This is a genomic window from Enterococcus sp. 9E7_DIV0242 (genome assembly GCF_002140975.2).
GTDB classification, from domain to species: domain Bacteria; phylum Bacillota; class Bacilli; order Lactobacillales; family Enterococcaceae; genus Enterococcus_L; species Enterococcus_L clewellii.
In genome coordinates this window covers 3,702,476-3,714,807 of record NZ_CP147247.1, presented here as the reverse complement: position 1 = coordinate 3,714,807, position 12,332 = coordinate 3,702,476, and the positions used below count along the sequence as shown (strand labels likewise).

Below are 12,332 nucleotides of genomic sequence, written 5' to 3'. Positions count from 1 at the left end.
TCCTCTTTTCTTAGAAGCGTTAGCCTTCCACTGCTTGTTTCTTTGAAATTGTCTCGCTGATTCGTAAAAACGGCAAGTAAATAATAGTTGCTAACACAATTAATAGTACTTGAATGATGACTGCACGCCAATCACCACCAGTTGCCAAATAACCACTGACCAACGGTGGAGTCATCCACGGGATAAAAACGACCGTTTTCGCAACAAACCCAATTGAGGTCAGTACATAACCGATAATGGAAAATAGAAAAGGAATCCCTACAAAAGGAATCATCATTGGGAGATTAAAGACGATAGGGAATCCATAAATCAGTGGTTCATTGATATTGAAGATTCCCGGTCCTAAAGCTAACTGTCCTACTCTGCGGCTTGCCTGATACTTCGAAAATATCAAAATGGCAAATAACAAAGAAATCGTACAGCCAGTTCCTCCCATTTGTGTAAATACCGTTACAAAGGGCTTAGTCAAAATATGAGGTGGCGTTTCTCCATTTGAAAACGCTAAGGCATTATCATTGATATTGGCAATCAGTAATGGCTCTAAAACGGTACCAAAAATGACTGCCTGATGGATCCCAAAAGTGAACAGTAAATTTCCTAAGGTGAATATCAATAAGAATCCAGGTAAACTGGTATTGATTTTTCTTAGCGGTTCTTGAATCATAGTCGCAATCAATGTAATCAGATCCATCTTGACCAATACAATCAAACATGCAGAGATCAGAGCACAGCCTGCAATCGTCAAAATCGTTGGTATCATCGCTTCAAAAGATTTCCCAACCTGAGGGGGAACATTTTCTCCCATAGGGATTTGAATTTTTTTATTATTTGCCAGTTTCATGAATAGTTCTGTTACAAGCAGTCCCACAATCACTCCTGCAAACATACTTTGTGTTCCAAGATTTTTGAATAATACGACCCCTTCAATTACCACAGCATCTTCCATTTCGACCGGAATAATTGTGTTGGAAATCGGCATGAATGTGATTAAAGCAGCAATAGCTACTGCGGCTGCACCAATTGCATTAGTAAACTTCTTATGGCGTGCCAATGTATACGCACAGATTGGGGCAACAAGTAGTCCACAAATATTCAGCGTTGCATTATTGATCAAAGCTCCCCAAACCTTTAGGTTGTTCAGAGTATCACCTGTAAATATATATGGAAAAATCACGCTGTTAATCAATGTTCCCAATCCTGCTAATACGAAAAATGGCATTAAAATGGCAAATGTATCACGAAGAGCCTGCAAATGGACCTCCCCACCAATACGAACAGCAAATTCAGCAAAACGATCTCCTAACCTTCTTTTTTGACTTCCTTCCATCTTCTTTCTCCTATCTTTTTATATTTACTAAACCGGTTTAGTTTTTGCTCAAAAGATAAATCGGTCTTTACTAAACCGATTTATCTAAAGCTTAGTTGTATAATAATCCTTTTTCTTATTGATTGCAACCCTTTTCACAATTTTTTTACAGATTCTCGACTTTTCAATTCCGGTAAAAATAGTATGGTTTGACTATCCTTGCTATTCTCCCCTTGAATTTGCTGAAATAAAAGAGTGGCCGCCTGCTCGCCCATTTCTCTAACTGGTTGAGAAATAGTTGTAATCGTTGGCGTAAAGAAGTGAGCAAAGGACACATCATCAATACTGATAAGCGATACATCCTCCGGTAAGCTTACATTCCTGTTTTTAGCCCACAAAAGAGCTTCTTCCAATAGCATATCATTTGTCAAAATCAATGCAGTCGGATGGTTCTTCTGTGCAAATAATTGATCTAGCTGATCAAATACTTGTTCTCTGGTTGTTTGGATGATCATCTTTTTATCTACGGAAATATTATACTCCGTTAAGGCTTCCAGATAGCCATTCAGCCGTTCTCTTCTAGTGGTAATACTATCGTTTTTCCCTAATGGAAAAGTCAAAATACCTATTTTTTTATGATTTCTTTCAATCAAGTATTCTGTAGCCATTTTTCCAGCCGCTCGATTATCCAATAAAATTGTATCTACTAAGCTGCCAGCTAATTCTCTATCTACAAAAACTAAAGGAAATTTCTTTTCTTTCAACCCTTGATAATACCCGCGATTTTCAACTGTTGGAAAGACAATTACCCCATCTACCTGTCGGGAAATCAGTGATTCTACATATTTATATTCCTTTTCATGCTTATCATCTGTACTGGCAACAATGACATCTATACCTTTTTCGGCAAAAAATTTTTCAATAGTAGACACTAGCTCAGTTGTAAATCGCGAAGATAGCGTAGCCGCTACAATCGCAATCACATTGGTTCGCTTTTGCTTCAGGCTCCGCGCAATTTGATTTGGTGTATAGTTCAATTCTTTGATCGTTGCTTCAATTTTTCTTTTCGTTTCTTCACTCATATAGTTATAGCGTTTATTCAAATATTGAGAAACAGTGCTCTTAGATACTCCTGCATGCTCTGCCACATCTTTCATCGTAACTGCCATATTCAAATAGGCCTCTTTTCTGAAAATGGAACTAGTCCAATCTTTTTACCTATCATATCAAAAAAAGAGAACACAGAAAAGTATACACAAGCTTTCCTGATCATTCCATCTGTACTTTTCCATCCAAAGGATATCTTGATTCTTTATTCTTTAAACTTATTTCGAAAAATAACTATTTATAGGAGTGAAAATCTATGGATGCTTCATCAGATTTATGAAAATCTGAGCTTTGAAGAACGAATTGCGATCATTGAGGATGATATGAAATAAGCTTTGTTTCTTAAGCTGCTATGCCCGAAAAAACTATAAAATCAAAATCACCTGTGAAGAAACTGAAAACAGTCACTTCGCAGGTGATTTTCTATAGCTCCCAAAGCTTCATTGAAAGCCATGTTTTCTCTTATTTCGCACGTTTTAAGTACGTACCTTCTTGTGTGTTGATTTCCAATTTTTCGCCGCTTTCAATGAAATCAGGAACGTTCACAACTAGTCCTGTTTCCATTGTTGCAGGTTTACCGGAACCAGTTACTGTCGCACCTTTGATAGAAGGCTGTGTTTCTGCAACTGTCAGGATAACTGTTGTTGGCAACGTAATACCAATCACTTCAGAACCGTAGAACTGAATTTTGATCTCCATGTTTTCCAGAAGATATTTTAACTCTTCTTCGATCGTTTCTGTTGGAATCTCGTATTGCTCATATGTTTCCATGTCCATGAAAATCGCTACATCGTCTTGGCTATACAAATATTGTGCCGGCTTTGTATCAATATGTGCTTTTTTCACTTTGTCATCCGGACGCATTGTTGTTTCAGTTGTTGAACCGGAACGTACATCCTTCAGCTTCATGCGCATTACTGTATTTCCTTTACCAGGTTTGTGATGGCTTGCTTCCAATACTTTAATTAACTTTCCGTCTTGCTCGAAGGTCATACCTGATTTAAGATCACTGATTGCAATCATTGTCTAAATTCCTCTTTTCTAAAAAAATAATCTCCACTCATTGTAGCAAATTACAGACTGATACGCTAGAGAATATGCAAAGAGAACACAAAATTCTCACAAGGTTCTCGCATTCACCGGCTCTCTTCGAGCCGCTTTGACCTTTTCCAGCAAGGTATCGCCTACCATCTTATCCACCCATGAGAACTTACCACTGTAGTAATAAATACATGTAATTGAGGGCATTTCGGCAGTCGAAAATCGTTTCGCTAAAAAGGCATCTTCTCCTTCAACCTCTATCTTTGCATTTCCTGATGCATCAAAATCAATGTAACCAATAATTTCCTGTTCTCCCCAAATCAGCCAAACCGAGTTTGCCATCTTTGGAACATAGTCAACTAACACCTTAATAAACTCGGAAATCTTGATATTCTCCAAAAAAGATCTAGTCTCCTTATGACTCATCACATCATCACCCATACAAACACTTTCTCTATCGAGTACCACTTCGAAAGATGCCTTTTCGCTTAAGTTTTCTTGCGTTTCTTTTTTCGCAAACCACTTTTCAAACACGTCATTCTCCTTAACTGTATTATTTTGAGTGCCTATTTATATAGCCAAATAATTCCTTTCCATTCTATCATGTTTAATCATACAACAAACAGAACAGCACATCCACTGGCTTCCTTTTTATGTTCAATAACTTTCATTATTTTTGATATTTTACCATCATTTAGATGATTCTCTATGTATTTGCTCTTTTCAAGCTTTTTATCGCCGCACACCTTCTGATTATCTGATATAATGAGGGATAAGAACTTTTAGAAGAGGTGTCATTATGCAGTCTGCGGTAATTTTAAAAATTATTTCTCTTGAGTCGACTTTTACGACAAGTGAGTATGAAATAAGTCAGTTTGTGATCGATAATCCTGATTTTGTGATCACGAATACGATTACTACTCTTGCAAGAAAAATCAACACTTCTGAAGCCAGCATCAACCGATTCTGTAAAAAAATTGGTTATAAAGGATTCAATAAATTCAAGATTGCTTTAGCTCAAAGCAATACTCAATTTGATAAAATCAGCGACGAGTCCATTGATGACTCGAATTTGTTGGAATATGTGACACATGACTATCAAAAAATGTTATTGAACACTTGTGCGTTACTAGACGAGAAAACGATTGAGGATGCAGCGTCAGCTATCACTCTTTCTAGAAAAATATTCATCTTGTCCATTTATAATACTTCCTTTATCAGTGATGAATTTGCCTTTAAGCTAAGACAAATTGGTTTAGACGTCATGTCCTTGAAGGAATCGTTAGAAGCACAGCTTTCTATTGAAAACATGAATAGTGATTCTTTACTAATTGCAGTTGTTCCATCCATTATAAGTAAAGATGTTATTCCTTTTCTGTCTAATATCAAAAAGAAAAATGTGAAGACAATGCTCTTGTCAGGAAATGACAATCCTAAGATAAACGATCTAATCGATATCAAAATCATTACACCAGATCATGTAATGGCAAATAATCCCTTGGTGTTGACCAATTCACCAATGATTTCCCTGATTTTTGATATCATTTATGCAACCATCCTGCGAGATAACCGTGGCTTACGCCAACGCAAGCTTAGCAGTGATACCATCATTAACTCCTTTCAATCCGCTGATTCATCAAAATATGAATGGTGATAAGGAAAGCCTAACAGATTGGAAACTTTTACCAATCATTGAACCTAAAGAAGAGCACGAGCCTATAAACAGCTCCTGTGCTCTTCTTTCACTAGTTTCAATCAGATCGTCACTTTTTCAATTCCCTCAATGCCAAAGCAAAGTTACCAACAGTTGCACTACCGTTTCCTGGAATAGCCGGATTTACGATGTATGCTTCCAAATCTGGAACATCTACATAGCCATTGTTCAATTCTTTAAAAATTGTACGTACTCTGTTCATCAAATGCTCTTGCTGCATCACACCGCCACCAAAAATGATTCTTTCCGGTGCAAAATTCACTCGTGTATTGTAAGCTAGCTGAGCAATGTAATAAGCTTCAATTTCCCAAATCTCGTGGTCTTCCTTGACCTCTTCGCCACGAAGCCCTGTTCTCGCTTGGAGACTCGGTCCTGATGCAAGTCCCTCTAAGCAATCCGCGCCATGTGATGGACAGACGCCTGCAAAATCTTGATCTAGCGGATGACGTTTCACATAAGAATGCCCCATTTCAGTATGCGTATACCCACCAATAAATTCGCCATTTTGAATTGCTCCACCACCGATGCCTGTCCCTACTGTATAATAAACACAGGAATTATCTTCGATTGCAGCCCCTTTGGTATATTCACCGAAAGCGCTTGAATTCACATCCGTTGTTAAAAATATAGGGAGATCAAAATGCTGCTTCAACGCAGTTAAAATATTGAAGCCGCGCCATTCTAATTTTGGTGTAGCTAAAATCTGCCCGTATGTTTTTGAGTTCGGATTTACATCCACAGGTCCAAAAGACCCTATACCGATCGCTGCTATTTCATGTTGTGAGAAGAATTCAATCACCTTAGCCATTGTTTCCTCAGGATTTTTTGTTGGAAATACTGCTGTATCCTGTACAATAAAATCTGTAGTACCGACCGCACAGACAAACTTTGTTCCACCCGCTTCAATACTGCCAAGTAACTTACTCATTTTGCCGTCCTCCGCTCTTTTTTTTAAAGACAAATACGTGCATAAAGTCGTTTTAACGATATACACGATCTGTCTTCTATTCTAATTTAAAAAGCTGTTATTGTCCTCTTTTTTTTCATTTTTTTTAGCTATAGAATCTTGCTTAAAATTCACTCTAGGAAAAACGTTCTTTTGCTTTTAACCTGAGCCTGGAAGCGTGAAGGTTCGAAGCCTCTCTAACAGGATGTTTCTCTACTAAAGATACGTTCAAATATGCTCTTTTCCTCTTCAAGGGCTATCTGATCTAACTCTCCTGTTTTCATCAGAAAAATGTAGTCGTAGTAACTAGGCAGATACTCCAACCCTAAAACCTCTTTCGCAAAACAATTCGCCGCAATCTCGCTTGTCCGTTGTATGTGCGCTTTCCTTGCTAGACCTAGGAAATGAAACGACTCAATCGTATCTAGTTGTTCTGGAACTGCAAGTGCCTGCCGTTCTTCAAGAAAGTGGAAGAATTCATGAATCAAAACAATTTCTTCTACCGCTTCATTTGTAAGCTGATTCGCCTCAGCCAACTCTTCAAGAGATTGCTTATAAAGGAGTATCTGATTCTTTCCCTTTGAATCTGCTTCAAATTGAGCTCGAAATTTCACCTTAAAAAAAGTTCCGTCGCCCTCCACTGCCTCGATCGAAATATTTTGTTCAGCAAGAAGCTCCGTCGCAGTTCGTCCTTTAAATGGTTGCGCAGCAGTTCGCCCTATCACCAACGCTTCATTGACATAATAAGGAATTTTTTCCTCGGGAATCTTATGAAACAGCAAGTCCTGCTTTAATTCTAAATAACCCAAAAACTCATCTGAAAAATGCACTTATTTTCACCTCTTATTTGTAGGCAACCGCAATGATTTCCTCATTTGATTCAAGGTTTTCTGTTTCTACATCCATTATAGACGTCAATTGTTCGATTGTCTGCATTCCAGTTAAATCAAGCATTTTCTCTTTATAGAACAGGAATACCTTCGGAATCGTCGCATTCGCATCAGAGTATATCGTATAATCGTCCACAAATGAAAGAAAGTCCGATGCAGTCTGTGATTTTTTGAAAGTCAGATAGTATGCATTGCTTCTCTTAAACCGAACCACACCTTCTCGATCTATCACACAAACATTATTCTGCTTACTCTTGAACAAAAATTTCTTCTTAATGACTAAACCATCCATCAAGTGCCAACGTCCAACCTTTGCGATATGCGTTACACTACTTTCTTCAATTCCAAGTGCTTCAGAGGTGATTTTTTTCAAGTCTGCTTCATTTACATCCTCTGCCCCCAGATTCTTTTGTCTCAGCTCCGTCGCTCCTGTTGCTACGGCTCGAACGATATTGCGTTGAGAATCGATTTCGATATTTACTTCTACCGTTTCCTCATTGGCACCGGATTGGATAATTTTTTCAATAACATCTGCACGAATTTTCTTGATATCTTGTTCCGTCGGATTATTGATGGAACGTTCAATCTGCTCTCGTACCATTGCTAAAGCAACACCGATTGTTGAGATATAAGGCGCGTTTTTCGCCAACTTCCATTTGTAATCAAAATGCTTAGCCAATGCCGGGACTACGATTGCACCACTACCACCACCGCCAACGAGTGTAATAAAATTGCGATCCATTTCGTATTCATCAATTAGCTCGTCAATCACAGGAACGAGCTTTTCAACAGCCAATCTAACAACCTCTGTTGCTGCTTCTTCTGCAGAGATACCCAGATACGCACCCAAAGTGTTCCATGCAAGCTGATTCGCTTCTCCATTTCCTTGAGCATAATCATCAGCTGGTACATAGCCTAATAAATTAGCTGCCCCAGCTAAAGTATAAGAGTAAGCTGTCCCTGTGCTACCCTTAATGACAGCATATTCATTTGGATCGCCTTCTCTTGGTGAAACAAAATCAATCTGAGGTGCAGATAGGTTTTCAATTTCTGTAAAACATTCATATTCCAATCCGGCAATATGCGCGCTTCGAGGACCTACATCTGTAATTTTTCCATCCTTCGCCCGAATCATACTGCCGCCGGCTACTGCCAAGGTGCGAACATCCAAAGAACGTAAATAGGTTTTATGGCCACCAACCTGCGCATACTTGATCATTACTTTTCCATTTTTAATGACAGAAATATCAACACTGGTTCCTCCGACTTCGAAAAAGATTCCATCACTGACTTTTTCATACATCAATGCACCGGCAACACCAGCCGCCAGACCGGAAAGCATCGTCAAAATAGGCCGTTGACGTACTTCATTGATACTCATAACACCACCATCACAGCGCATGATCATCAAACCAGACTGGATGTTAGTATTCAACACAGCATCCTCTGTCATGTTAGCGGTTTGCATCATTTTGGGAATCAAAGATGCATTGACTACTGCTGTCCGTGTCCGCATTTTTAAGCCATAAAGCTGTGAAATTTCATGACCACCAGTAGCATACAGTTCCATCTCCTGAGCCTTATTGATGACCGATAATTCATTTTCCGGATCATCCACCGAATAAGCTTCGCTGGCTACGATCACCTGACAGTCTTCACTGACTAATTCGCGGATTGCCTGTTCGATTGCTTCATTTGTAATTTTCGCTGAATCCATGAAGGTATGTTCAGATGTTAGATACTTACTTGGTGCCAGTTCAATATGCTCGATAGCTGTTTCTTTTTTCGCTGTCCGAGCGTCCATTCCTGTACCCATCCCAATGATTCCGACCTTGGCTACATCCCCTTCCAACAAAGCATTTGTTGCTTGTGTCGTTCCGTGGGCAATAAACATTACATCTTCAGGTGCAATGCTGTTTTCCAGCAACAGTTTTTCAATAATTTTGACAATTCCTTGTGCCACACCTTCTTCATGAGTGGTAGGAATCTTTAATTTCGCAATCACATCATATGTTTCATTATCTATAGCTACAGCGTCAGTGAACGTGCCGCCTACATCAATACCTATTCTTACTTTTTTACTCATACGAATCCCTTCCAGACATCTATTAATATAAGAAGAATGACGATACGATCAATCCAATAATCGTTGATACAGTAATCCAGACAATCGTTTTCTTCAACACTTCGTTTACATCAGTTTTAGTAAAATCAGAGACCCAAACATTGTGAGAGTTGGTTGGATCACAAACCGCTTGAACGTTACTATCCAAACGAAGCGCAACCATCGCAGCAATTGGGTTCATTCCTCCCGCGACCAACAATGAAATAATCCCACTGCCCAGTCCCCATACATTTAGTGGACCACGGTAGATAGCCAATGGCGATAACAGCCCAAAGACTAAGACAAACATCAATTGATTTTTTGGAATCATCATCGAGATTGCCGGCTGTAGAATTTCAGAAACCTGTGCAGACATCACTGCATTTAAAAGCATACCAATACCAATCATCAACCCGGCAGCTCCAGCTACATCTTGAATTCCTTCAACAAACGAACTGCTGACAACATGAATTGGATTTTTTGGTGTACTTAAAATCAGAACTGTGATGATTCCGATAATAATTGCCGCGACCAATGGTACCTTGAACGCAAAAACCAACACAACTGGAATAATCGGAGAAATTAACGCGATACTTCTAACTTGACCATTACCTCTTTTATTCGATGGCATCGCCCAAGCTTTTCGGCGCTTCCCTTGAAATTTCACATAGTACAGCACCATAATTATCGAGATAATAATCAATGGAATTCCTACCAACCATGAATACGAAGTCACTGTTTCAAGTGGTAACCCTAACACATCAATATATACAGCCAATGTAGAGACTGAAAATGTCACGCCGATCCCGTTTGCCAACAAAAGAATAATCCCGCTGATCATTGGAGATAAACCGGCAGAAATCATAATCGGAATAATGATCGTTCCAACTAAAATAACCATACCTAATCCATTGCTCGCAGCAAAAATCACAGAACAGACTGCCAAAAATGATAATGAGATAGGAAGTGCTTTATCTCCTGCCATCTCCGCCGCTTTTTTTATAATTGTTTCAGTAATGCCGACCTTGCTGAGCACCTGCCCAAAAAGCGATCCGAAAATCAATCCGGATATCGCCGTCGACATCCTCATTGAGCCAGCCTCTAAAACATCCTTCACTAAAGTGAATTGTTCAGGGTCATTAGACATGAACGGAATTCCCGCAATAAGTGAAATGGCGATTGCCATGATCGGAAGTGCCAAAATCGTCGGTACCTTCCTTGTCATCATCAAACCAACCATTCCTAAAAATACAACTAAAATACCAATTAACTGAACTGTTGCCATTGTTCTCCCTCTTTCTGTTGAGGAAACTGTACAAATAATTGCCCAATTTCTTCATTTTTTTGTCCGATAGCCAAGCGGTCTAGGCTTAATGCTTTGTCTCGAGGATCGCAGTATAATTGAACTGTTCGAGAACCGTAGAGACACCTACTCCACTAGATGCTCCTACACAAGAATAATGGTTCTCCCTCTTTCTGTTGAGGAAACTGTACAAATAATTGCCCAATTTCTTCATTTTTTGTCCGATAGCCAAGCGGTCTAGGCTTAATGCTTTGTCTCGAGGATCACAGTATAATTGAACTGTTTGAGAACCGTAGAGACACCTACTCCACTAGATGTTCCTACACCAGAGTAGAGGTTCTCCCTCTTTCTCTTGTGGAAACTAATTAGTTAGCTTGCTGTAATGATAATAATCTTCGAGAGTGCTATTTCTATAAAATTTTCTATCTTTCAATATAACTTCCTTGCTGCATCAACTTGTCTTGCAATAGTGAAATGTCGATTTTCTGAACTGATTGACCAGCTGTAGCAGCGATTGCTGCCGCAGTTCCTGCTGCTTGACCTAGTGCTGTCATTGTCGGCGTGGTTCGAATAGCTGCTTGTGCTTCAAATGAAGCGGAGACGCATCTACCGGTAACGATCAAATTGCTGATTTCATTCGTGATCATGATTTCATAAGGTATTTTATAATAGCTGTCGAAGGCACTTCGATCAAAACCAGCGTGTTGGATTTCTTCTTTTTGGTTGCTGTGAACAGACACGGTCCCTTCCCCTTTAGGATTATGAATGTCGATAGGATAGCCAGAATGAGCAACAACTGTCTGAAAAGCTTTGTTTTCTAACACATCTTCATTTGTCAGCGTATAAACACCTTTGATTTGTCTTGTTCCACGTACCCCAACGCTTGGACCCGTGTATGCTACTTGTGCGTTCTCAAATCCCGGAATATGTTTAACCAAAAAGCGATACAGCTCCTCGCACTGTTCTCTTCCTATCATTTCTGCTCGAGTCAACCCTTGGGCCGAAACACCACTCTCATTGATAATTCGAGAAGTATTCATAATAAATTCACCTGCAACAGATGTTTCAAAAAATAGAATATCCTCTCGTGGTATTGAGATTTCTCCCTTTTTCTTCGCCTCCTTAAATTCTTCATCAAAGCCAACAAATGAAAGAATTTCCGTATTCTTCATAACATCAAGATCTCTATTCAGACGCGGAAATTTCTTAGGGTCATTCAAAACAAATTGACGTAAAGCATCGGTATCAACACCATAAACCTTCATATTCATCGTCATCGGTTGCATTGCATTATCAGATTCACGTCCCAATTGAAAGGGAACACCTGCCTGTACAGCGAGATCACCATCACCTGAGGCATCGATAAATACCTTCCCTTTTATCCTTGAAACACCATCCTTATTTGAGACAACAATACTTGAAAGCCTATTGTTTTCCATTTCTACATCAATCAAATACGTATGGAACAGCACATCACAACCAGCCTCGGTAACCATCTCATCCAAAATGATTTTCAAGCCTTCTGCAGAAAATGGGGTGACATATGAAATATAATTTGTGGAGTCCAATACATGCCCTGGTGAATATCCTCGTTCCACTAGTCGTTTGACCATTTCTTCACCCAAGCCTCGGATCACTTGTTTTTCTCCGGCAAAAAAGGTCATCATTGGCCCCACACCATTCGCAGTCAAGGTCCCACCAAAATAGCCATTCTGGTCAATAATCAATACCTTTGCTCCATTTTTTGCAGCTGCAATCGCTGCAAAAGCACCAGACATACCTCCACCTGCAACGATCACATCATACGATTTTTCCATCTCATTTACATGGATCACTTAAAATTCCTCCTTTGGGTTAGCGCTTACAAACATCATACAATATTTTCAAAAATGTCAACATCTTTGAAAAAAATATTCCAAAA

10 protein-coding genes are annotated in these 12,332 nt (G+C 39.3%); 1 reads left to right on the top strand and 9 read right to left on the bottom strand.

Going from position 1 to position 12,332, the window contains the following annotated elements:
- Positions 1-19: 19 nt before the first annotated feature.
- From A5888_RS17430 to A5888_RS17415, 4 genes are all read right to left on the bottom strand, one after another.
- Positions 20-1,327, bottom strand: a complete 1,308-nt coding sequence (locus tag A5888_RS17430) for a PTS sugar transporter subunit IIC (protein ID WP_086350771.1) — start codon at positions 1,325-1,327, stop codon at positions 20-22.
- Between the two features lie 134 nt (positions 1,328-1,461).
- A complete protein-coding gene (locus A5888_RS17425) occupies positions 1,462-2,475 on the bottom strand; it encodes a LacI family DNA-binding transcriptional regulator (RefSeq protein WP_086350770.1) in 1,014 nt (337 codons plus the stop codon).
- A gap of 400 nt (positions 2,476-2,875) precedes the next feature.
- Positions 2,876-3,436, bottom strand: a complete 561-nt coding sequence (gene efp / locus A5888_RS17420; RefSeq protein WP_086350768.1) for an elongation factor P — start codon at positions 3,434-3,436, stop codon at positions 2,876-2,878.
- A 96-nt stretch (positions 3,437-3,532) separates the two neighbouring features.
- Positions 3,533-3,988: a hypothetical protein gene (locus A5888_RS17415; protein ID WP_086350767.1), complete on the bottom strand. Its 456-nt coding sequence runs from the start codon at positions 3,986-3,988 to the stop codon at positions 3,533-3,535.
- 265 nt (positions 3,989-4,253) lie between these two features.
- Between A5888_RS17415 and A5888_RS17410 the strand changes: the two genes are divergently transcribed.
- Positions 4,254-5,108, top strand: coding sequence for a MurR/RpiR family transcriptional regulator (locus tag A5888_RS17410; protein WP_086350766.1), 855 nt, complete (start codon positions 4,254-4,256; stop codon positions 5,106-5,108).
- Positions 5,109-5,217: 109 nt separating this feature from the next.
- Here A5888_RS17410 and scrK read toward each other — a convergent pair whose 3' ends face one another.
- From scrK to A5888_RS17385, 5 genes are all read right to left on the bottom strand, one after another.
- The gene (gene scrK / locus A5888_RS17405; RefSeq protein WP_086350765.1) at positions 5,218-6,096 is read right to left on the bottom strand and encodes a fructokinase ScrK; all 879 of its coding nucleotides are present in this window, start codon (positions 6,094-6,096) and stop codon (positions 5,218-5,220) included.
- 215 nt (positions 6,097-6,311) lie between these two features.
- Positions 6,312-6,944 carry a hypothetical protein gene (locus tag A5888_RS17400; RefSeq protein WP_086350764.1) on the bottom strand — a complete coding sequence of 211 codons (633 nt, stop codon included), beginning with the start codon at positions 6,942-6,944 and terminating at the stop codon, positions 6,312-6,314.
- Positions 6,945-6,957: 13 nt separating this feature from the next.
- Entirely contained in the window at positions 6,958-9,090 is a 2,133-nt protein-coding gene (locus A5888_RS17395; RefSeq protein ID WP_086350763.1) for a hydantoinase/oxoprolinase family protein, read from the bottom strand.
- Between the two features lie 22 nt (positions 9,091-9,112).
- Positions 9,113-10,393, bottom strand: a complete 1,281-nt coding sequence (locus A5888_RS17390) for a citrate transporter (protein WP_086350762.1) — start codon at positions 10,391-10,393, stop codon at positions 9,113-9,115.
- A gap of 440 nt (positions 10,394-10,833) precedes the next feature.
- A complete protein-coding gene (locus tag A5888_RS17385; RefSeq protein ID WP_249274552.1) occupies positions 10,834-12,246 on the bottom strand; it encodes an FAD-dependent oxidoreductase in 1,413 nt (470 codons plus the stop codon).
- Between the last annotated feature and the right edge of the window lie 86 nt (positions 12,247-12,332).